Annotated in this window: 15 protein-coding genes and 3 pseudogenes; 12 read left to right on the top strand and 6 right to left on the bottom strand. The window is 66.7% G+C overall.

Annotation, left to right across the window (positions count from 1 at the left end):
• Nucleotides 1-345 precede the first annotated feature (345 nt).
• From OJJOAM_RS01270 to OJJOAM_RS01295, 6 genes are all read left to right on the top strand, one after another.
• Nucleotides 346-1,128 (top strand): transporter substrate-binding domain-containing protein, encoded by a 783-nt coding sequence (locus tag OJJOAM_RS01270; RefSeq protein WP_422649456.1) that lies wholly within the window; start codon nt 346-348, stop codon nt 1,126-1,128.
• Between the two features lie 280 nt (nt 1,129-1,408).
• Complete coding sequence (locus tag OJJOAM_RS01275) at nt 1,409-2,524, top strand: helix-turn-helix domain-containing protein (protein WP_422648640.1); 1,116 nt, start codon at nt 1,409-1,411, stop codon at nt 2,522-2,524.
• On the top strand, nt 2,521-2,952 hold the full coding sequence (locus OJJOAM_RS01280; RefSeq protein ID WP_422648641.1) for a hypothetical protein: 432 nt from the start codon (nt 2,521-2,523) through the stop codon (nt 2,950-2,952). Before OJJOAM_RS01275 ends, OJJOAM_RS01280 begins: the two co-directional genes overlap by 4 nt.
• Entirely contained in the window at nt 2,870-3,898 is a 1,029-nt protein-coding gene (locus OJJOAM_RS01285) for a hypothetical protein (protein WP_422648642.1), read from the top strand. Before OJJOAM_RS01280 ends, OJJOAM_RS01285 begins: the two co-directional genes overlap by 83 nt.
• A 112-nt stretch (nt 3,899-4,010) precedes the next feature.
• Nucleotides 4,011-5,036: a hypothetical protein gene (locus OJJOAM_RS01290; RefSeq protein ID WP_422648643.1), complete on the top strand. Its 1,026-nt coding sequence runs from the start codon at nt 4,011-4,013 to the stop codon at nt 5,034-5,036.
• Nucleotides 5,030-6,595 carry a hypothetical protein gene (locus tag OJJOAM_RS01295; RefSeq protein ID WP_422648644.1) on the top strand — a complete coding sequence of 522 codons (1,566 nt, stop codon included), beginning with the start codon at nt 5,030-5,032 and terminating at the stop codon, nt 6,593-6,595. Before OJJOAM_RS01290 ends, OJJOAM_RS01295 begins: the two co-directional genes overlap by 7 nt.
• A 78-nt stretch (nt 6,596-6,673) precedes the next feature.
• Here the strand turns inward: OJJOAM_RS01295 and OJJOAM_RS01300 are convergent, their stop codons facing one another.
• Nucleotides 6,674-7,078 (bottom strand): DUF1801 domain-containing protein, encoded by a 405-nt coding sequence (locus tag OJJOAM_RS01300; RefSeq protein WP_422648645.1) that lies wholly within the window; start codon nt 7,076-7,078, stop codon nt 6,674-6,676.
• A 79-nt stretch (nt 7,079-7,157) separates the two neighbouring features.
• Between OJJOAM_RS01300 and OJJOAM_RS01305 the strand changes: the two genes are divergently transcribed.
• Complete coding sequence (locus OJJOAM_RS01305; protein ID WP_422648646.1) at nt 7,158-7,535, top strand: YnfA family protein; 378 nt, start codon at nt 7,158-7,160, stop codon at nt 7,533-7,535.
• A gap of 33 nt (nt 7,536-7,568) precedes the next feature.
• Here the strand turns inward: OJJOAM_RS01305 and OJJOAM_RS01310 are convergent.
• Nucleotides 7,569-9,008: pseudogene (locus OJJOAM_RS01310) on the bottom strand (PepSY-associated TM helix domain-containing protein).
• Nucleotides 9,009-9,282: 274 nt separating this feature from the next.
• Between OJJOAM_RS01310 and OJJOAM_RS01315 the strand changes: the two are divergent.
• Both OJJOAM_RS01315 and OJJOAM_RS01320 read left to right on the top strand, forming a co-directional pair.
• Nucleotides 9,283-11,400, top strand: a complete 2,118-nt coding sequence (locus OJJOAM_RS01315; RefSeq protein WP_422648647.1) for a TonB-dependent receptor — start codon at nt 9,283-9,285, stop codon at nt 11,398-11,400.
• Between the two features lie 164 nt (nt 11,401-11,564).
• Complete coding sequence (locus tag OJJOAM_RS01320; RefSeq protein ID WP_422648648.1) at nt 11,565-13,163, top strand: phospholipase D family protein; 1,599 nt, start codon at nt 11,565-11,567, stop codon at nt 13,161-13,163.
• A gap of 102 nt (nt 13,164-13,265) precedes the next feature.
• Here the strand turns inward: OJJOAM_RS01320 and OJJOAM_RS01325 are convergent, their stop codons facing one another.
• The 3 genes from OJJOAM_RS01325 to OJJOAM_RS01335 form a co-directional block, all read right to left on the bottom strand.
• Nucleotides 13,266-13,688, bottom strand: a complete 423-nt coding sequence (locus OJJOAM_RS01325) for a VOC family protein (RefSeq protein ID WP_422648649.1) — start codon at nt 13,686-13,688, stop codon at nt 13,266-13,268.
• Between the two features lie 104 nt (nt 13,689-13,792).
• Complete coding sequence (locus tag OJJOAM_RS01330; RefSeq protein ID WP_422648650.1) at nt 13,793-14,896, bottom strand: DJ-1/PfpI family protein; 1,104 nt, start codon at nt 14,894-14,896, stop codon at nt 13,793-13,795.
• 241 nt (nt 14,897-15,137) lie between these two features.
• A complete protein-coding gene (locus OJJOAM_RS01335) occupies nt 15,138-16,046 on the bottom strand; it encodes a MurR/RpiR family transcriptional regulator (protein WP_422648651.1) in 909 nt (302 codons plus the stop codon).
• Between the two features lie 149 nt (nt 16,047-16,195).
• Here OJJOAM_RS01335 and OJJOAM_RS01340 point away from each other — a divergent pair, with 149 nt between their 5' ends.
• The 3 genes and pseudogenes from OJJOAM_RS01340 to OJJOAM_RS01350 all read left to right on the top strand — a co-directional run.
• Entirely contained in the window at nt 16,196-17,356 is a 1,161-nt protein-coding gene (locus OJJOAM_RS01340; RefSeq protein WP_422648652.1) for a M20 family metallopeptidase, read from the top strand.
• 52 nt (nt 17,357-17,408) lie between these two features.
• Nucleotides 17,409-18,411 (top strand): annotated as a pseudogene (locus OJJOAM_RS01345) (Bug family tripartite tricarboxylate transporter substrate binding protein).
• A gap of 1,103 nt (nt 18,412-19,514) precedes the next feature.
• Nucleotides 19,515-21,026: pseudogene (locus tag OJJOAM_RS01350) on the top strand (hypothetical protein); the annotation flags it as partial.
• On the opposite strand, the gene OJJOAM_RS01355 reads toward OJJOAM_RS01350, so the two are convergent.
• A complete protein-coding gene (locus OJJOAM_RS01355; RefSeq protein WP_422648653.1) occupies nt 20,945-21,760 on the bottom strand; it encodes a hypothetical protein in 816 nt (271 codons plus the stop codon). The pseudogene OJJOAM_RS01350 and the gene OJJOAM_RS01355 sit on opposite strands and share 82 nt — an antisense overlap.
• Between the last annotated feature and the right edge of the window lie 2 nt (nt 21,761-21,762).

Here is a 21,762-nt window from a genome sequence, read left to right on the forward strand (position 1 = left end):
GTTGTTGTGGGGGGTGAGGCGAAAAAAGCCCCTGGCCGGGTGGCAGGGGCTGGAAAGTTTCGGCCGGCGGCGCGTTGCGCCAAAAGAGGGGGTTTTCCCTTGTAAGCCGCGCCGCGCCTTCGTTGCAGCCCCACCATCACGATTTAACATAACAGACATTATCGGCGACACGGATGTTAGGCGTGAATAGAAATGTCACGTGGTCGATGACCGATGCGGCCCGGCCCGCCGCGTCCACGATTTGCGATGGCACGCACGGCCTTCCACGGAATCGCAGGACGCTCGGACGTTTCGTGCACAATCCCGCTTCGACTTCGCATAACAAGTCCAACGGGAGATTTCGAGATGATCAGAGCAACCAACGCCCTTGCCGTGCTCGCCGTAGCCACGCTCCCTTGCTTCGCTCTGGCCCAGCCGGCCAATTCGACGCTGAACCGCGTCCAGCAAAGTGGCACGCTGCGAGTCTGTACCCCGGGCGATTACAAGCCTTTCAGCTTCGAGAAGGCGCCGGGCGTATTCGAGGGGCTGGACATCGACCTGATGCGGACGCTCGCTGCCGCGCTGCAGGCCAAGCCGCAATACGTCAAGACGAGCTGGTCGAACCTGATGCCGGACTTCGTGGCCGGCAAATGCGACATCGCCGTGGGCGGTATTTCCGTGACGCTGGAACGCCAGCGGCAGGCTTATTTCAGTGCGCCCTACATGATCAACGGCAAGACGCCGCTGACCCGCTGCGAGAACGTCGCTCGGTACCAGACCATCGAGGCGATCAATCAGCCTGCGGTGCGCGTGATTGCCAATCCCGGCGGCAGCAACGAGCGTTTTGCACGGACCCATCTCGGCCGCGCGCAATTGCGCATCCATACGGACAACGTGACCATCTTCGACGAGGTAATCAAGAAGAATGCCGACGTCTTCGTCACGGAAGCCGCCGAAGCCATCGTGCAAAGCAAGGCCCATCCGGAACTATGCGCCGTCAATCCGCAGAAGCCGCTGCAGTATGCGGAGATGGCGTATCTGCTGCCGCAGGGCGATGACGTGTTCAAGCACTTCGTGGACCAGTGGCTGCATCTGAGCACCGCTACTGGCGACTTCGGGCGCGTGCGGGCCAGGTGGCTGCAGGAATAGGCGGTGCCATTGAATCGGTAATACGGGTACCAGGCCATATCCGCGAACAATATTGCTTTGCCATCCGCAATCCGATTCGCAATCCCACGCAATCCGATCTCCAATCCAATTCGCAATCCGGTACCCATCCCATTTTTCATTGCCATTTCCATGGCAATTAATTCTGTATTCAATCGCCCGATACACCGGCAGCGCATAAAGCAGGCACACTCCTCGTCTTGATGCCGAGGCCGCCCCGGCAAGCCGTGGTTGCGGCCCTTATCCGCGCAACCGGCCATACATGGAAGACGAGACAGGAGGCCGCCAGCCCGATGCGCTGCCGCCCCTGCTGCTCAGTGCTTTCTGTTCCGCGACGACGGCTGGCGTGCGAGAGCTCGCAGCCTTGCCCGCCAACATCCTGGCGTTCGGCTATCTGGGCGAACGCCTGCCCGACGGGTCCATGCGCTTGTTCCGCCTGGACACGATCGCGCTCGGCGCCAACGACGCCTCGTCGGCAGGCGGGCCGCCGCTATGGCTCGGCGCGGCGCTGTTCAAGGAGCCGTCGGCGGCGGCAGCCGGCGCGCCGCTCGGCGATAGCCTGTTCCTGCTGCATGGCGCCCTTCCCGCTTATCGGGGCCAGGCGCGCGGGACGCCGGTCTACCTGCTGCCCTTGCGGCAGGACTGGGCGGCAAGGGCGCTCGGGTATGCCGTGTCGGCGCTCCCGCTCGGTGCGCAGCTTCCGCTGTCCGTGCCGCTGGCAACGTATCTGCGCGCGCAGATGCTGCTGCTTGCCCGCCTGGCTCCGGGGCTGTCACGGGAAGAGTCCATCGCCATGGTGCTGGCGACAGTGGAGCTGGCCGCCACCCTGCTGCGGACCTGGGCCGATGCGGCAGCGGCGCCCCCGCCAAGCGGCCTCCGTACGCAGGACCCCGCTGCACCCTCCCCCGCGGCGGCACGGATATACCGTGCCGCCCTCGCCCATATCGCGACCCACCTGTCCGATCCGCAACTGACCGGTCAGCGCCTGGCCCGTGCCGTCGGCTGTTCGCGCCCGACGCTGTATCGGGCGTTCGCCATGCACGGCACGACCGTGGCGGCACGGCTGCTGGACGCGCGCATGGCGCATGCACGGGCGTTGCTCGAGGCCGCCGGCGACACCGCGAAGCTCGCAGGGATCGCCTTCGATTGCGGCTACGCCGATGTCTCCGCATTCATCCGCGCCTTTCGCCGGGCCCACGGCGTCACGCCCCGGCAATGGCGGCAGCGCGCGCACTCCCTCCCTTCGAGGGGGAGTGAGACAGCCTGCCGACCGGTAGAGACAGACGGCCTGCTGCTCCCCTGCTCACGCCACCTACGCTGGGTCGCGTCGACGCCGTTTGCGTCGACGTTCTTCTCAAACCGAAGGAGCATGCAATGAGCGACCAGCAACAGGCACAACAGAACTTTCTCGCGGCGATCGAGGCGCAGATGCGCACCATGCTCGGCAGCCAGCTCAATGGCGAGCTGCGCGCGCTGATCTATCCGCCGGGATTCAACTTCCAGACCACGGTCGGTCCGAACGCGTATTTCAACCCGCTGACGCTGAAGGTGATGGACTATCCGACGATCGATGGCGGCAATGGCGCGAAGACGCTCGACAGCACCGACAGCTATTCCGGGCTGTATATGCGCCTGCTCAAGAGCGCCTCCTACCAGTTGTCCTCCGCCGACAATACGCGCGTGCAGAAGGCGCTGGACGACGCGGCGGCCCAGCAGCAAGGCGTTGATTTCCGCGTGGGAGGACGCCTACGGCCCGATCCGGCTGGACGGCACCGGCTTCGCCAACAAGGCGCTGTATATCAATGACGTCGTGCGCAAGGAATACGGCAACGATCCGTCCAGGCTGGACGGCAGTGTGCGGATCGTCTATCTGACCTGGGCGCTGGCGGCCGCGCCGGCGCTGACGGTCAAGCAGGCGCAGTTCGACGCGCTGCAACGGCTCAGTGCCGCGGCGGCGAACGTGCTGAACCCCAGCGCCAGCAACGGTGGCCTGCAAGTCGAAGACGGCAGCTACGTCGCCGCCTTCGACAATATTCCGACCCCGACGGAGCTGCTCGGACGGCTGCGCAATGCGGGCAATACGGTCACCGTCAAGGCCAGCGTGGCCTGCAGCGAAAGCGGCACCACCTCGATGTCCGTCGGCGGCGGCGCGGGCGTGACCATCCCGCTGGACTTCCTGTCGATCTCCGTGGGCGGCTCGGCGCAGTACAACCTCGACAAGATGATGTCGCGCAATCAGTCGATGTCGATCGAGATGGCATTCACCGGCGTCACGCCGATCTCGCCGTCGCCGCGGGTTCTGTCGGCCAACGGGCAGAGCGGCTGGTACGACAAGGTCATCGTCGATGAACTGGCGCGCAACAAGGCCGGCGAGGACTTCACCGGCTTCTATCTGAGTTCGGACGAATGGAAGGGACGCGCCGTGTTTGGTCCGCAAGGGCGCTTCACGCGTGCGCGTACGCTCGTGCTGAGCCAGCGTCCGACCGTGACGCTGCGCTTCCACAAGGCCGACGCCTCGTCGGTGAAGTCGATGTTCCAGGAGAACGTCGGCGTCAAGCTGAACCTGTTCGGGCTGATTCCGCTCGGCCATGCCGAGCAGTCATACAAGACCACCAGCGCGCGCAGCGACGATGCCAGCGGCGACGTGGTCGTGACCTTCGGGCCGGACAGCTTCGACGGCGGTACCGTCAACGCGCGCGACCGCACCTGCTACATCGTCGGCGCGGTGCTGGAAGAGATCGACGGCAAGTAAGCCCGCACAGCCCACGGCGCTGCCGTGGGCTTTCATCCATGCCCTGCTCTACCTCGCCTCGCTCCGTCGCGTCGCGTCACGGGCAGCGAGGCTTCCCCCATCCGGTGACACCATGGCCAATATCGCTCCCTTCTTCAATGCCGTGGCGCGGCAGCTGACCGCGTCCGTACCCGCGCCGCATGCAGGCCAGTACCAGATCGTCGACGCGCCGCAGCGCGCCGCCGCGATCGGCTGGCAGGCGGTTTCCGTCCATCCGCTGCAGGTGCTCGAGACCGAGTACCAGCGTCTGGTGCGCGAGCAGCGCGCACAGGCGCAGGGCGTCAATGCGCGGCGCGAGGCCGAAGCCGCCGCGCTGGCGCGCTTCTTCGTGCTCGATAGCCAGCCTCCCGAACCGCTGGACCTTCCCGATTCGCCGCTGCGGACGCAGCTGCGCAATGCGCCGATGGCCGATCAGCGCCTGCAGGCAATGCGCGAGCAGCTCGAGCGCTGCGAGCGACTGGCGTCCGCCAATCCCGCGTTGCCGCTCGCGCCGGCATTGGCCGATGCCGTCAACGCCTTCCTGCAGCAGGCCCTCGGCCTGTGCGCGCTAGCCGTGCCGGTGCGCACCGCGGATCTGGTCGCCGATCCGATCTGGGCCGCGCTGGAGTACCTGCATTTCACCGATCAGGCCAGCCAGCCGGACGCCATCGGCGCATGGCGGGCGGCCAATGCCGCCAAGGACCCCGCCGCGCTGGTCGACGACCTGCATCAGAAGGTCATGCGCCCGCTGTCGTCGGCGGCATTGAGCGTGGCTTCGGTACGGGCGCTGTACAACATCCGTGATTTCTACCTGTACCGGCTGATGCACCGTTTCGAGGGCTATGCCGCGCAGGGACGCATGGACCTGGACACCAAGGCGGTGATCAGCGGCGACGCGACCAAATATCTGCACAGCTCGTTCGACTGGCTGACGCCGTGGCACGAGGCCCGTGTGCGCGAACTGGCCGATGCGATCGCGAACCTGAACCAGCAGCTGCGCCAGCAATGGCATCGCAATCAAGACTGCCTGCGGTTCTTTCTCAAGGGGGGCCGCGCGCTGTTTTACCGCGTTGGGGGGCGCCCGCCGAGGGCGGCAACGACTGGGATACCGGTGTGCTGATCGATCCGACGCTGCCGGCGGCCGACTGGTATGCCGCCTTTGGCGCGGTCAACGATCTGGTGCTGGCCAAGCTCGACGTGTTCCGCTTCCAGTTCAACGCGCTGATGTACGCCCATGCCAACGCGCTGAACGCCTGGCGGCCTCCGCAGCCGCAAGCGCTGCTCGCCGCCGCGCATGAGGCGCTGCCGGAGGCATCGCCCTACAGCGAAGCCGCGCTGCATGCGGAGGACCTGGCCGAACGCCTCCGCGCAGCCCCGCGCACCACCGGCGGCAAGCCCACCACCGGCATCGTCCTCGCCAATCTGGGCGACCCCTCCGGGCCGGTCGGCATCAATGGCGAGTTGATCGATATCGGCATCGCCACGCGCAGTTCGGTGGAGCTGCGCGAGCACTGGCACGAGGTGCGGATCGGCGATCGGCCCGGCGTATCGCAGGTACAGCTGCCGGTGCCGGACCTGGGATATTTCGTCGACGACTTCAGCACCATCGTGCGCGAGGCGCTGGCGACGGGGCAGCCGCCGCAGGACACCAAGCTGGCCAAGCGGCTGGAGCGCCTGGACCGGGCCCTGGGCAGCGGCGACGCCGATCTGCGCAATGCCGTCGCCGCACGCCGGCAGGCCCTTGCGACCAATCTGCCGGCGTGCGCGGCGGCGCTGGGCAACGCCGACGATCCGGTGGCGCGCATGCGCGTCTGGGCGCTGGCGAGCCTGCTGACTGCCTTGCAGGCGTCGACGCCGGCGGTGCAGCAAGGCTGGTGCCAGGCGCTCGACGCATGGCTTGCGCCCCGTCTGCGCGCCGGCACCTGGGTGAACCTTGCCGCGGTGGACTTTATCTGGAATGCGATCCGCGACGACCGCGCGCTGCGCGATGCCGAACGTGCGGCGCGTTGCCGCGAGATCCTGGCCGTGCTGGGAGCGGCGGCGCAACTCGCCGACACGGCCATGCGGAGCCTGGCGGAGCGCGAGCAGGCCTTGACAGCTGGTCAGCTGGGCGCCCGACGCCTGGATCAGGCGCTGCAAGCGCTAGGCATCATGCAGAACGCGCTCAATGATGCGCGGCATGCGGGCACCGTGCTGCTGACGGGCGCCGTGGCGGTACGCAGCCAGGCCGAGCACGCCGGCCTTGCGGCGCAGGATTGGGCGGCCGCGTGGCCCGTCGATGTGGTCGAGGCCGAAGTCCATCTGAACGCGCCGCTGGCCCAGCCGGTCGCCGATACCGTGGCGCGCATGCTGATCCGGCCGGCGTCGGCGAACCCATGGCGCTGCTCGCAACAGCCCGACGGCACCGTGCTGGTCCAGCGAGCCAACCGCGACTGGGAGGTCGGCGGAACCCTGCCGGATGCCGATCCGGTCGTGATGGCGCTCCGGCTGGTGGTGCCGGTCGATGCCGACGCGGTGCGCAGCGCGGACGTCATCAACGGGCAATCGGTACAGGCACCGCGGCCGTTGACGCTGGCCTATCGCGATCGCGGCGGCCATGCCGCCGACTTCCGCGTGCGGCAGGCGCTGCGGGCGACGGCGGACCTGGTTGGGGAGGACATCCTCGGCCGGCCGTTGTAAGCGGGTACCGGCGAGTGCTGACGGGCTCCTCGTGGGCGGTCAGCGCTCGCCGCAGGCGTCGGCGGGCCTTTTTTGCCACTACGCGCGGCGCTTGCCTTTGGTGCTGTTCAATGCCGCCGCCGCACGCACCAGTTCCTTCAACGCCTTCTCGTCGATTTGCGCGCCTTCCGCGAAATCGATGGCCCGTCTCGTATTGCCTTCAAGACTCGAATTGAACAACCCAGCCGGATCCGGCAATGAAGCGCCCTTTGCGAACGTCATCTTGACGACGCTCTTGTAGGTCTCGCCGGTGCAAAGGATGCCGTTGTGCGACCACACCGGAACGCCGCGCCATTTCCATTCCTCGATGACGTCCGGGTCGGCTTCCTTGATCAGGGCGCGGAGTCTGGCGAGCATGTCGCCTCGCCAGTCGCCCAGTTCCTCGATGCGGGCGTCGATCAGCGCGGAGGCGGATTGGTCTTGCGGCAATTCGTCTTTTTTCATATCGATTATTCCGTGCGCACACACTTGGACGTTAGCACCGTTCCGATTGCCTGACGGAGGCCGATATCGCCATGGGACAATGCGGTCCACCGCTACCCTGCCCGCTTCGATCGTGACCTTCCTTGCCTATACGGCGCTGTTCGTGCTGACGGCGCTGGCCGAGATCGTCGGCTGCTATTTGCCCTACCTGGTATTAAAGCAGGAAAAGACTCCGCTGCTGCTGATTCCCGCGGCCCTGGCGTTGGCTGCCTTCGCCTGGCTGCTGACCCTGCATCCCACTGCCGCGGGTCGGACATATGCGGCATACGGCGGCGTCTATATTGCGGTCGCGCTGCTGTGGCTTCGCATCGTGGACGGGCTGCCGCTGACGCGCTGGGACGTCCTCGGCGCCGCGGTGGCGCTGGCCGGCATGGCCATTATCGTGCTGCAGCCGACCACGGGTGCCGGGACGGGCTGATCTGCCGATCTTGGTCGGAACATCCCGTCCCGATCACTGCCGTACCGGTCTCGACGGCACGCCGGCCGTTCTGGCCACGAGCCGATCGATCAGCCCGACCAGCAGCATCGTGATTCCCATCAGCGGGAATATCGCGCCCAATACCGCCAGGCCGGCGATCCATGCGCGCATCGGCGGCGGGCTCGACGGACGCGACGGCGCGCCCAATGCATTGGCCGGTTTGCGCTTGACCCACATGACGAAGCCCGTGATTGCCAGCGCCATCAGGCCGAGCGAGATCGCGGCGCATACGATCTGATTGGCAAGGCCGAAATACCGGCCCATATGGAGCGATGTGCCATACGACACGGCCTTGGCGACGGCGCCGTAGTCCTCATAGCGGATATCCCGGACGATAGTTCCGCTGTGCCGATCGATATGCAGCGTTCGCTCGGCCCTGGGGTCGCTGGGGGAAGCACGACACGGAATAGACCGCGTCCGGCGTTCCCGGCAGTGCCACCTGGCATCCCGCGCCGGCACCGCGCGATCCGGCGATGGCGACGACCCGATCCAGATCGATCGGGGCATGGCCCGCGGGTGCGCTGGTTCCGATCGGCACGGCGGTCAATCCTGTCGCCCAGGGGGACTTCGCTCAGCGGCAGCGATTCCATCGTCGCGCCGTGGCCCCGGTGATCGCCATGACCGGCATGATTGTCCTCACGGATCGGGGCGTGCGTGTGCCCTGCTCCGGCATCGGCGGGGCGCCCCAGATTCGCGGCGGTCGTGATGGCCTTGAACTGCTTGCCCCAGAAGGCGGTCCACGGCAGACCGGACAGCACGAACGCCAGCGCGCCGATGGCGAGCGAAGCGCCGAGCATCAGATGGATTTCCTTCCACCGCCCTCGCCTGCCGCTTGCCGGCCGCATTGCAAACGCCCTCACACCCGATTCGCGCAAGCGCGGCCACCACATGGCCAGGCCGGTGGCGATCATCACCAGCGTCCAGCATCCGGCCAGTTCCATCAGCAATTCGCCGGGCTTTCCTGCCAGCAAGGCGCGATGCAGCAGGCGGACCTGCTTCGTGAAGCGGTCCTCCACGCTGAGGCTGCCCAGCACCGAGCCGGAATACGGGTTCAGATAGAGGCTTTCGCTGTTGCCCGAGGGCAGGCGGAACACGAATTCCCGCGCTGGCGCGCGGATCGTTGCGCATGGTGTAGGTCGTGGCCACGGCGCCGGCCGGCGCGGCCGCCCTCGCCCGCTCCAGCAGCGTTTGCGGGGACAGCGGCTCGCCCTGCGGCGTCACGCGCAATAGCCCCGGGTACAGCAAGGGTTCGATTTGCGGCTGGAAGCAGTAAATGGTGCCGGTGATCGCCAGCACGATCAGGAATGGCGTCACGAACAGGCCGGCGTAGAAATGCCAGCGCCAAAGCGTGCGGTGGGCGGCAGAGGTTGGGGCGGACGCTGCGGCGGGCGAACGGGGTGTCGGTACGGACATCTGCGGGAACGGTGAATGCGTGATGGCGCTGGCCAAGCTATTGGCGTTATCGGCGTTATTGGCGTTATTGGCGTTATTGGCGTTATCGGCGTTATTTCTTTGACACGCGAAGCGGATTGCCACGCCGATCCGTACTGTGCGACGAATTCCCGCGCGGGTCCTGCGGCATGGTGTCGCATGTACCGTTTAAGGCGTGGCCAATAGAATCGGGCACCAAAAACAACGGTGTCTCGCGGCATTCCCGCCGTCTTGGCTGGGACACGCCCTCTTTCCCATGGCCCGACTCCTTCCACGCGAGGTGGCGCTAGCCGCTGCCGCAGTATGCCTTTCCGCCCAGGCGGCCGACCCTGCTCCCGAGGTCCACGAACTCGCACCGGTCACCGTCCATGCCGCCGGGCAGACTGCGCTGGACGAGCCGGCCTCGACTGGATCGAACCTCGGCCTGACGCCGATGCAGACGCCCGCCAGCGTGGACGTCATTGCCCGCGATCAGCTCGAAATCCGCGGCGATGTATCGCTGGTCGATGCCATCACCCGTGCCCCGGGCCTGTCCGGCCTTGGCCATCCCGGCAATGGCGGCGCTTCGCTGTCCGCCCGCGGCTTTACCGATGCGGCCTCGGTGATGCGGCTCTACGATGGCGTGCGCCAATACGGCGGGATCGGTGTCACCTATCCCTTCGATACCTGGTCCGTGGAACGCATCGAGGTGCTGCGCGGACCCGCCTCGGTAATCTATGGCGAAGGCGCGATCGGCGGTGTCGTCAATGTCGTGCCGAAAAAGCCGACACGCGGATCGGTGGAGAACGAGATCCAGGCGACGATCGGTACGGAGAACACCCAGCGGCTCGCTTTCGGCAGCGGCGGCGCGATCGATGAGCGCTGGTCATACCGCTTCGATGTCAGCGGCAATCGCACCGACGGGTCGGTCGATTTCGGCGATTCGCGCAATCTGTCCGTATCGGGCGCGCTGCAATGGAATCCGACGCCCGAGCTCGGCATCAAGCTGAGCTACGCCAAGGGCTGGCAGCAGCCGGCGCGCTATTTCGGCGTGCCGCTCGTCAATGGCCGCCAGGATCCCTCCTTGCGGACCCAAAACTACAAGGTCAGCGACAGCCGCATCCAGTACGACGACCAGTGGACCGAATTGTCGGCGCGGTGGACGCCGACCGCCGATCTGACCGTTCGCTCGCGGGCCTATTACATCGACAGCCAACGCCATTGGCGCAATGCCGAGTACTACGACTATCTGCCGGCGAGCGGCCTGATCCAGCGTTCGTCCTATGTCGAGATCCTTCACGACCAATGGCAGGTCGGCAATACCACCGATGCGGTCTATCGCCATGCGCTGTTCGGCATGAACAACAGCGTATCGGTCGGCTTCGATGTCAACCGGGCATCGTTTCGCCATACCAATAATTCGCCCTACTCCGGCAGCACGGTGGTCGATCCCTACGTCTTCGATCGCGGCAATTTCATCAACGTCGCAGGCACCACGCCGCGCTACAGCAACGAGGCGGTGCAGTACGCCCTGTTCGCGGAGAATCGGCTGGAAATCGCGCCGCGGTGGTCGGTGCTGGGCGGCTTGCGCTATGACCATGCCAGGATCGAGCGCCACGATCTGATGACCAATCGGGAGGCATTCGACAGGACGTTTTCGCACGTCGGCTGGCGCGCCGGCACGGTGTACAACCTGACGCCGAATCTCGCGGTCTACGCGCAGTATTCGGAAGCGGCCGATCCCGTCAGCGCGTTGCTGATGCTGTCCTCGTCGAACAGCAATTTCGAGCTGTCCACCGGTCGCCAGATCGAGGCCGGTATCAAGCAGGACTTCTGGAACGGCAAAGGGGAATGGACCGTTGCCGCCTACCACATCGTCAAGAAGAACCTGGTCACGCGCGACGCGGTCAATCCCACGCAAAGCGTACAGGTGGGCGAGCAGTCCTCGCGCGGCATCGAGGCCAGCGTCGGCGTCGAATTCCTGCCGGGATGGCGGCTCGATGCCAATGCCGCGCTGCTGCAGGCGCGCTACGACCAATTCACGGAATCAGTAAACGGCACGGCGGTCTCGCGCAATGGCAATGTGCCGACCGACGTGCCGGAGCGCCTGGCCAATGCCTGGCTGACCTGGCGCTTCCTGCCGGAATGGACGGCCGGCGCCGGCATCCGCCATGTCGGTTGCCGTTTCGCCGACCGCGCCAATACGCTCAAGATGCCGGCGTACACCACCACCGACCTGCTGCTGCAATGGCGGCCCCGCAAGAACACCACGCTGTCGCTGCGCGGCTTCAATGTGTTCGACCGCCACTATGTCGCGACGGCTTACTACAATCCGACCCAATGGCTGCAAGGCGCCGGACGGCGGGTCGAATTGACGGTCAATCACCGGTTTTGATCTGCGGCATGCGTTGAGGCGCGTTGGCACGCGTTGGCACGTGTTTGGGCCACCATGACGCGAACCGGCCGCGCCGCGGCGATGGGATGCGATGGCATGGCCCTGTTTTATAGTTCGTATCTTCTTCCGTCCGTTGGCCGGACCGTCGATCGTCTCGAACGTCCATGCATACTGCCTCCCATCGCGTGTTCACACGCTGGCGCCCGCTGGTCTGCGCCGTTTTCGCGATGCTCGTGCTCGCCGGATGCACGCTGCCACCGCTGGAACCCCGAACCCAGTCGCATGCGCTGACGCCGGAAGCGTCCCGCGACACGGCGCTGGGTCGCGCGCTGGCGCCGGCATTGGCGGAACGTCCGGGCCTGTCCGGCATCCACGCGCTGACCGACCCGCGCGAGGCCTTCGCCGCGCGGGTCCATGGCGCGCGCATGGCCGAGCGCACGCTGGACGTGCAGTACTACATCTGGCGCCGCGACACCACCGGGACGCTGCTGCTCGATGCCCTGCATGAAGCCGCCGAGCGCGGCGTGCGCGTGCGCCTGCTGCTGGACGACAACGGCATCTCGGGCCTCGACGAAATCCTGTCCGCGCTGGACGCCCATCCCAATATCGAGGTCCGCCTGTTCAATCCATTCGTCGTGCGCTCGCCGAAATTCATCGGCTATCTGACCGATTTCCGCCGACTGAACCGGCGCATGCACAATAAATCGTTCACGGTGGATGCGCAGGCGACCATCGTGGGTGGCCGCAATGTCGGCGACGAATATTTTGGCGCCACCGATGGCGTGCTGTTTTCCGATCTGGACGTGCTGGCCGTCGGCCCGATTGCGGCCGATGTCGAGCGGGACTTCGATCGCTACTGGGCAAGCGCCAGCGCCTATCCAGTGAACGCGATCGTGCCGCCCGTGGCGCCCGACAGGCTCGAGCAACTTGCCCGCGAGGCTGCCGCCGCGGAACGGGACCCCGCCGCCACGGCGTACATGAACGCACTGAAGACGCTGCCGGCCTACCGTCGCATCATCGAAGGCACCCTGTCGTTCGAGTGGGCGAAGACACGGGTCGTCAGCGACGATCCGGCCAAGGTCCTGGGCAAGGCGCCGGGCAATGGGCTGATCGGGCATCAGCTGATGGAAACCATCGGCGTGCCGACGCGCGAACTGGATCTGGTATCGCCCTACTTCGTTCCGACCGAGGCCGGTGCGAAGACCTTTGCCGACCTCGCCGCCAAGGGCGTCAGCGTGCGGGTGCTGACCAACGCGGCCGAGGCCACGGACGTCAAGGTAGTGCACTCCGGCTATGTCAAATGGCGCCGCACGCTGCTCGAAGCCGGCGTGCAATTGTTCGAGCTGCGCCGGGAGGTCGCCCCACCCGCGGACAAGGCCGACACCACGCCGGCTTCCAGGCCGGAGGAGCGCGCGGGGCCGTTCGGCAGCTCCGGCGCAAGCCTGCATGCGAAGACGTTCGCCGTCGATGCGCACCGGGCCTTTGTCGGCTCGCTCAATTTCGATCCGCGCTCGGCCAATCTGAATACCGAACTGGGGTTCGTGATCGACAGCCCCACGCTGGCGGGCCGCATCGAATCGGCATTCGATACCAGCGTCCCGCAGAACGCCTACGAGGTCCGGCTGGCCGACGACGGCGGCCTGTACTGGCTCGAAAGGCGCGGCGGCGACACGATTCGCCACGATACCGAGCCCAATACCGGCTGGCTGGAGCGCTTGTGGATCCGGGGCTTGTCGTTGCTGCCGATCGACTGGATGTTGTGACGTGCTGCGATGTGCGGGGGACGTTCTGCGCCGTGTCCTTAGGAAGCGTTGCGGGGGCCGCTGCGGCGCGCAGAAGCCCGCCGAGCGGCCCGCTGCGTTCCGCTATTGCGGGTCCTGCTCGCCCATCATCGCCGCCGGGTTCATCCACACCGGCTCGAACAGGTGACCGTCCGGATCTTCGAAGGTGCGCAGGTACATGAAACCCATGTCCTGCGGCTCGCGAATGTCGGCGCGTCCGCCGGCCGATTTCGCGGCTTCGACGATGGCGTCCACATCCTCGCGGTTGTCGATCGACAGCGCGATCAGCATGGCGCTGGTCTGGTGCCCGTCGGCGATCGGCTTGCTGGTGAAGGTCCCGTAATAGGCGTGCGTCATCAGATGAAAGTTGATGGTGTCGGACCACACCATCGACGACGTCTGATGGTCGCTGAACTGCTCGTTCTTGACGCAGCCGATCGCCTCGTAGAAGCGCGTCGCCGCCGCGAGATCGCGGACCGGCAGGTTCAGGAAAATCATCTTTGCCATCGTGTCTCCTCAGTTGGGTTTGACTGCATTGGGGCGGTTCGGGTGTCGGGTCGTTCGAATTCGAGCCGATAATTGCGCCGAAATTCGCGCCGAAATTCGCGCCGCTATTCGCGCGGATATTCGAGCTGCATGGCGACCAGCGATTCGGTACGTGTTCCATAGCGTTGGCCGATGCCGGTCAGGGCCTGATCGAGGGCCTGCGCCGGCGGCGCTTCCGCGATGGAGGCGATGGTCCGCTTGCGATCCCACTGCGCCGCCACCTGCTCGGGCAGCAGCCGAATGCCGTTCCGGGTCTGGATCGGCCCCGGCTGCGCGGCGAAGGAGACGGCCTGCGAACGATAGGTGCGCGACCACGCGTCGGCGACCAGTGCCAGCGATACCTCGTCGACGCCGGGCCGCAGCGCAATGCCGAGCCGTTCGCGGTTCCAGAACGCCATGGTGTTGCCCATCGCCGTCAGGGCAAAGGGACGCGTGAAGGTGAAGGCGTCGCTGTCGTGGCGCGCATCCCAATGCGGCAGGCCCAGATCGCGCGCGACGGCCTCTGCCCTGCCGCGGCCGGCCACGGCTTCGATCAGCGTCAGCGTCATCGGCATCGAGGCCGAGATGCCGGTCGTCGTGGCAACGCGGCCATCGACCACGATGCGCCGATCGGGAACGTAGCGCACCGTGGGATGCTTCTCCAGCAGGTCGTTCAGGTAGTACCAATGGGTGGTGGCGCGCTTGCCGTCGAGCAGGCCGGCGGCGGCCACGACCTTGGCACCGGCGCAGATGCCGATCACGGTGGCGCCCTTCGCCGCCTGGCCGCGGAGCCATTGCAGCACGGTCGGATCGTCGTCGCGGCTCATCGCCGGCACCAGCACGTAATCGGCGCCCTGGGGATGCCGCGCGTCGAACTGCGCGATCGTCGCATCCGGTTCGACCTGCAGCGCGGGATAGAGCTTCACCGGTCCCGGCTGCGTCGCCAATGCCGCCACCTCGCCGATATCGGCGCGGCGCAGGATGCCGTAAGGCATCAGATAGTCGGTGGTTTCAGTGGCGTCGTTGATGCCGACGATGGCGATGACCGGGCGCGGCCGCTTGGGCGGCTTCAGCGCCGACAGCGTGGCGGCCCGCTCGGGCTCGGCGATCGCCGGCGGCTCGGCGGGAGCCGTGGCCGGTGGCAAGGACAGCAGCCACGCCGCGCCGGCGGCCAGTGCGACCGCCACCACAGCGGCAATACCGAGTCCGATGCTTCGCGCACGACGTCGATTCGGCCGGTTCATCGTCCTTGTCTCCCCGTGGTTTTTCAGCCAGACCTCCAGCCAGACCACTAGCTTAGGCGGACGGAATCGGGACGCCAAGCCTTGCCAAGGTGTCCACATTCGGCGGGGATCGGTCGATGCCGAATACGATGCCGGTGCCCGCGCCGATAGCGGGGCCGGCGCCGGGCAAGTACCGGACCTTCGCGCCCTACCCGCTTCGCAATCCCTCCACCGGATCCGTCTCGAACGCCTGCCACAGCGCATCGCGCCGCTGCAGCGCCTCGATCACGGCCGGCTGGCGCAATTGGGCGACGGCGGACACCAGTGCATTGCACAAGAAGAATGCCGCCGTGTAGGAGTCGAATGGGGATGCGTTGGCGGTGCGCACCAGCAGATGGTGGTCGGCCAGCGGCACCAGCGGCGCGGCGGGGCTGTCGCAGATGGCGACGACGCGTGCGCCCCGCTCGCGGAAGGCACGGGCGATGCTGACCGGCGCGCTCGAATAGCGGCGGACGCTGAAGGTCAGCAGCACGTCTTCCGGCTGGACCCACAGCATCGCGTCGGTGGCCGTCACCGCGCCGGCGCCCAGCTCCTGCACATTGGGCCGGCACATGTTCAGATGCAGCGCCAGCCAGGCACTGACCGGCGCGCTGTTCTTCTGCGCGAGGATGAACAGGCGCCCTTTTCCTCCGGCCAGCAGGCGTGCGATCGCCTCGAACGCGGCGATGTCCAGCGATTCGTGCGTGGCGGTCAGGTTGTGCTGGTCGTGCATCAACGCATCGTCGAGGCATGCCCGCAAGGTTCGCTTGCCGCCGATCAGCGCCGGCGCGCGCTGTCCCGCGGTCGGCAGCGCAGCCGTCACGCTGACGCGCGCTTCGCGCTGGGCGTCGGCATAGCTGGCATAGCCGAGCTTGGCGAACAACCGCACGACCGTCGACGCGCTGGTGCCGTGCTGCGCCGCCAGCGCGGTCGCCGATTCCAGCAGCACATGCGGATAGCCGCGCGTCAGCGCGTCGGCCAGCTCGCGCTCGCGCGCGGTCAGCGTGGCGGCTTCGCGCGCCAGCCGGTCCAGCAGCGTGGCGCCATGATCGGCCCTTTCCTTGCGGGAATTCGTCATATTGACACTCTGCAATACGTATTGCATGATGATATCACTGTTGCAATACATGTTTCACGGCGCGTGTTGTTGCGCCTCCCATCACGTCTTTCATCGCGAACCGGGCACCGGTCTTCGGTATTCGGTCATCGGTCGCGAACAGGAACCCCATGCAGGATAGAGAAGTTGCCCAGGGCGCGCAGGCGCTGCTGGACTGGCTGCAAGGCCAGCATCAGGCGATGCAGGATTTGCTGCAGAAGATCGTCGACATCGACAGCGGCAGCCGCCACGAAGCCGGCGTCCAGGCGGTGGCCGAGACCCTGCGCGCGCATCTGGAAGCCGCCGGTATCGCCGTGCGCTTTCATGCGGTGCCGGGATACGGCGTTTGCCTCGATGCGCAGGTGCCGGGCTCCGGCGAGGGCCTGCCGGTTCTGCTGATGGGGCATATGGATACGGTCTATCCCGAAGGCACGGCGGCCAGGCGGCCCTTCCGCGTGGAGGATGGACGCGCCTACGGTCCCGGCGTCGCCGACATGAAGTCCGGCCTGGTGCTCAATGTGTTCGTTGCCGAGGCGCTGGCGCGGCTGGGCCGGCAGGCGCCGCCGGTGCGGCTGTTCTTCTCGTGCGACGAGGAGATCGGCTCGCCCGCCACGCGCGATCGCATCATGGCGGTCGCCCGCGAAGTGCGCGCGGTGTTCAATGCCGAGCCGGGCCGCGTCAGCGGCAACCTGGTGACGGGCCGCAAGGGCTCGATGGTGGTCGAGTTCGAGGTCGAAGGCGTGGCCGCGCACTCGGGCATCAATCACGCCCATGGCGCCAGCGCGATCGACGCGTTGGCGCGCAAGATCCTGGCGCTGCATGCGCTGACCGATCCGACGTCGGGCATCACCACCAATGTCGGCTGCATCCAGGGCGGCATCGTACCGAACATGGTCGCACCGCATGCCAAGGCGCAGCTCGATGTGCGCTTCACCGCCGATACCGATATGGACGCGCTCGACGGCCGCATCCGCGAGATCGTCGAAGCCGAATCGATTCCCCGTACGCGCGGACGCATCACCGACATGCGCCGCACGATGCCGATGGCGACCACGCCCGCGGCCCTGCTGTCGCTCTATCAGCGCAGCGCCGAACGCGTCGGCTTCACGGTCGACGGTGAGTTCACCGGCGGCGCGGCCGACAGCGGCCTGACCAGCTCGGCAGGCACGCCGACGCTGTGCGGCACCGGCCCGGTCGGCGGCCATCCGCATACCGAGCGCGAGTACTGCGAGTTGTCCACCTTCGTGCCACGGGCGCAGGCCCTGGCGCTGGCCATCCTCGGGCTGCAATGAGCGGCATGTCCCGCCACCCAACGAATCCCTTTTCCATCCTGCCTTTCTGATCATGCAGAACCTGCCCTTCTCCCGCCGCCGCTTCGTTGGTCTTGGCCTGAGCGCCGCCGCCATTGCCGCCGCCGCGCCGCTCGGCGCCGTGGCGCAGGAAAACTGGCCGTCGCGTCCCATCACGCTGGTGGTCCCCTTCCCGCCCGGCGGATCGGTGGACATCATGGCGCGCCAGTATTCCGAGCCGCTGTCGCGCATTCTTGGCGTGCCGGTGGTCGTCGACAACCGTCCCGGCGCGGGCGGTTCGGTCGCGACGCAGGTCGTCGCGCGCAGCAAACCCGACGGCTACACGCTGGTGGTGTCGTCGCAGAGCAGCCATCTGGCCAATCCGCTGACGCAGCCGCGCATCGGCTATGACCCGATCAAGGACTTCGAGAACATTGCGATCCTGGGCCGCCAGCCCAATGCGCTGGTCGTGCATTCGAGCCTGCCGGTGCGCACCTTCGCGGAGTTCATCGCCTATTCGAAGAAGAACCCCGGCAAGCTGGATTACGGCAGCGGCGGCGTCGGCAGCATGGGCCAGCTGAACGTCGAGATGTTCAAGGCCAGCACCGGCGCGGTGGCGACCCATATCCCCCTATCGTGGCGGCTCGCAGCTGATCACGGCGGTGCTGAGCAACGAGGTGCAGTTCATCCTGGACAACCTCGTCATCATGCTGCCGCACGTCAAGGACGGCAAAGTCCGCGCGCTGGCGGTCGCCTCCGAACAGCGGCTCGAGCAACTGCCCGACGTGCCGACGCTGGCCGAACTGGGCTATCCCGAACTGAACCTGAGCTCGTGGACCGGCATCGCGGCACCGGCCGGCACGCCGCAGCCGGTGGTGCAGAAGATCTACCAGGCCGTGCGCAAGGCGGCCAGCGATCCCGCGATGCAGGCCGCCCTGCGCTCCCGCGGCGTGGTCCCGCCGGAAGACATGGCCCCCGCCGCCTTCGAACGCATGATGGCCGACCGCCTGCAGCGCTATGGCGAGGTGGTGAAGCGGGCGAAGATCTCGGCGGAGTAACAGCAGTTTCCTGTGGCTCGGGGACCGGCCAGTCCCCATCCCCCGACGGCTTATGTGCCGTTTCGAACGGTCCATGGCTCGACTTTGCGACTTCAATGGCGAGTCGGCCATTGGAAGACAAACCGGGGGTAGCCATGAAACCAGCGTTTCGCTTTCGACAGCGCCTGTTGACGGCCGCGTTGGCCCTGTTCGGCTGCTGGCAGGCGGTGGCGGGTGGCGCGGAGGCGCGCGGGGCTTCGGCGCCCGCGGTCGCGGCGGGCACGCCGGTTGCGCCGATTACCGAAGCCGGCACGCTGAGCGGGTGCGCCAACCCGATGATCGGCAGGAACGGCGACACCGGCAGCGGCAAGCGGGCGGTGTTCGTCGACGTCAACCGGATGCGGCCGGAAAGCGATCCGGTTTACGAGAAGAACGCCATTTTCTGGACCTCGCGCGAGAACCGGCCCGGCCAGAGCGTGTTGATGAGCGGCGCCTTCACCGCCAACCGCAAGACCGTGCGTCTGGTGGCGCTGACGTCCGGGATGACCGACTGGCGCAGCGCGGTCCGGGCCAGCGCGATCACGGTGCCGGCCGTCAATCTGAGCTCCACGGGCTTGACCTTTACCATCCCGGCCAACCTGAAATACGGTCCCTACGCCTACCGCATCGAGGACCAGGATCGCGCGGTGCCGGCGCTGGAAGGCATCGTCAATCGGCCGGAGATCCAGTGGATTCTCGGCACGCCCGATACCGATTCCAGCCTGGAAGCGCCGGCGCATGAGCTGGTCAGCTGCGGCGCGGAGGCCGGCGGCAAGCTGCGGCTGTTCGGCAAGAACTTCAACGGCAGCAAGGAGGCCTATCTGCAATCGGCCGACAATCGGCTTTATCCGCTGACCGTAGAACACGCGGACGATACGGCGCTGGTGGCTGGCGTGCCCGCCGGCATGGCACCCGGTTCGTACCACGTCTGGATCGGCTCCCAGCACAAGGATCTGACCGCCGCGTTGCCAGTGCCGATTCGCATCCAGGCCGCACCAAAACCGCCCGCCGTACTGGCCTGCCCGGGACTGGTCGGCGATGGCGTCACCGACAACGCCCCGGCGCTGCAAGCCTGCCTCGACAAGAACCGCAGCAGCGGCGTCCGCACCGTCTTCAAGCTGCCGGCCGGGCAATTCGCGATCTCGCGCACGATCGCCTTGCGCCGCCATCAGTATCTGGTCGGTGAATCGGAGGACGCGACCACCCTGCTCGGCAAGGCGAACAGCGCCGCGTCCACCCCCGCGTCGTGGATCACGGGCGAGAGCCATTTCGGCATCGCCTCGCTGACGCTGCGCGGGCCCCATCGCGAAACGATGCTGCGTGCCGCCGATCTCGGCAGCGACCCGCGCACGCACGGCCATATCCTGATCCAGCGCGTGAACTTCGTCGTTTCGGCCGACTACACCAACGGCGCGGAGAGCACCCAGCTGATCAAGATCTCCGGCCCGGACCTGCGCATCGTCAATTCGACGCTGAGCTCGCGCAAGACGCTTTCGATCGACTACGGCGACGGCGTGCTGATCGCCGGCAACCGGGCGACCAAGGGCGACTACGCGATCGCCAACAGCCAGAACGTCGTGGTCACCAAGAACCTGTTCGGCGCGCAGGACGAGATCAACGAGGGCGTGGTGATCGGCGCCAGTCGGCCGATGATCAGCGGCACCACGGCGAACGCCACGCGCAACTTCTATCTCGGCTACAACCTGTTCCGCAACATGACCTACACGCCGACCAACCAGTTCTTCACGACGGACGGCGGCGGCGGTGCCTACCTGGGTAGCCTCGCGGCGAGCTCGGCCAGCACGGTGACGCTCGCGCGCGATCCGAACTGGGACATGGTCGGCACCAGCAATCCCGAAAACGTGCTCATGTCGATCGTGGCGGGCAAAGGCGTCGGCCAGTATCGGCATCTGAAATCGATCAAGGGCCGCGTGATGGAATTGGCGGCCCCATGGGACGTGGTGCCCGATTCGTCCTCGGTGATCAACATCACCACCGGCTATCTGCGCATCACCGTCAGCCATAACGAGTTCCGCAACATGCATGGCCGCGCGCTGAATTCGATCCTGTTCTTCGGCGGCGTGTTCGACAGCGTGATCGACCACAACTACAACATGAACGCCGGCGACGGCATCGCCATCGCGGCCTACGGCCCCTATGGCGACAACACCTATCTGCCGACCTTCAATATCGATTGCCTGGATAACACCGTCGCCGAGGATGGCGACCCGGTCTTCGTGATGCGCACGGCGGCGCGCAACGTCACGCGCGGGCTGGCGGTGCAAGGCATGCCGGGCGCGACGCTGTCCGGCATCCTGGTGCGGGGCAATCGGGTCGCCAGCCCGGGCATGATCTTTTTCCCGAACAGCTTCAAGGACAACTATTCGGTACTGGTCGAACAGAACCAGGCGCGGGTCGAGCCGTGGTTCGGGGGGGTCGAGCGGGCCGCCGGGTGCGATGATCCGGAACAATCGCCCGTAGGCGCGAAACCAGCCCTTCCGCGATGGCCTTCGGCTTACGGCAGCGCGGGCCGGGCGGCCGGCGCATCGCCCCGCATCGTGGCCAGCGCCCGCAGCGACAGGTGGGCGAACCAGTAAACGAGAAACAGCATCCCGAGCACGCGCCCGATGGTCACGCCGGCAAACGCTGCCGGCCCGGGCAGCAGCAGCGCGATTGCTCCCGAGATGGCCGCGGCGATCAGGCCGCTGAGCACGACACCAGCGATCGCCACGCCGGCGAACGGCAAGCGCCAGCCTTTGCTCAGCGCGGCGAATTCGCTGGCCGATGCGCGCCTGCGCAACGCCAGATACGGCATCAGCCGCATCGCCAGCCAGCCCTGGGCCGCGAGATTGGCTACGCCGTACAGCAGCGGCACCGTGCCGAGGAACTGGATCAGCGCGCACAGCACGATATAGGTGCCGATGTAGTGCGCCAGTGCGCCGCGCTGGCCGGGCATGGCGTCGGGCGACGGGCCGGCCGCGGGGTAAGCCGGTCCGATCTGTGCGACCGCGCCCGGCATCGACCACAGCGCGACCAGCAGGATCAGCGCGAGCTGGTACAGCACCACCAGCAGCGTCTGCGCGACCCCACCCGTGCCCCCGTACAGCGCCTGCACCCAGGGCGGCACGACGCCGGTCATCAGCATGACGAGCGGAAGGCCCAGAAAGATCGCACCGGCAATCAGCAGCACCACGATCGGACCGACGGCGAGCTTGAGGGCGCGTGAACTGACGAAACTGGCAAGCGCGGCACGAAAGGCGGCGAACGACGGCTGCATGGCGATGGCGTGAAGGGCAAAGTGCGGGAGCCTAGCACATCGGCCCCGCGACATCG

This window comes from Cupriavidus sp. H18C1, from assembly GCF_049311595.1.
GTDB classification, from domain to species: domain Bacteria; phylum Pseudomonadota; class Gammaproteobacteria; order Burkholderiales; family Burkholderiaceae; genus Cupriavidus; species Cupriavidus cauae.

Coding starts and splice junctions, on each gene's coding strand:
- OJJOAM_RS01335 (WP_422648651.1), bottom strand. CDS start 16,046: ATGACGAATTCCCGCAAGGAAAGGGCCGATCATGGCGCCACGCTGCTG.
- OJJOAM_RS01325 (WP_422648649.1), bottom strand. CDS start 13,688: ATGGCAAAGATGATTTTCCTGAACCTGCCGGTCCGCGATCTCGCGGCG.
- OJJOAM_RS01340 (WP_422648652.1), top strand. CDS start 16,196: ATGCAGGATAGAGAAGTTGCCCAGGGCGCGCAGGCGCTGCTGGACTGG.
- OJJOAM_RS01320 (WP_422648648.1), top strand. CDS start 11,565: ATGCATACTGCCTCCCATCGCGTGTTCACACGCTGGCGCCCGCTGGTC.
- OJJOAM_RS01305 (WP_422648646.1), top strand. CDS start 7,158: ATGCGGTCCACCGCTACCCTGCCCGCTTCGATCGTGACCTTCCTTGCC.
- OJJOAM_RS01270 (WP_422649456.1), top strand. CDS start 346: ATGATCAGAGCAACCAACGCCCTTGCCGTGCTCGCCGTAGCCACGCTC.
- OJJOAM_RS01315 (WP_422648647.1), top strand. CDS start 9,283: ATGGCCCGACTCCTTCCACGCGAGGTGGCGCTAGCCGCTGCCGCAGTA.
- OJJOAM_RS01355 (WP_422648653.1), bottom strand. CDS start 21,760: ATGTCGCGGGGCCGATGTGCTAGGCTCCCGCACTTTGCCCTTCACGCC.
- OJJOAM_RS01280 (WP_422648641.1), top strand. CDS start 2,521: ATGAGCGACCAGCAACAGGCACAACAGAACTTTCTCGCGGCGATCGAG.
- OJJOAM_RS01275 (WP_422648640.1), top strand. CDS start 1,409: ATGGAAGACGAGACAGGAGGCCGCCAGCCCGATGCGCTGCCGCCCCTG.
- OJJOAM_RS01300 (WP_422648645.1), bottom strand. CDS start 7,078: ATGAAAAAAGACGAATTGCCGCAAGACCAATCCGCCTCCGCGCTGATC.
- OJJOAM_RS01290 (WP_422648643.1), top strand. CDS start 4,011: ATGGCCAATATCGCTCCCTTCTTCAATGCCGTGGCGCGGCAGCTGACC.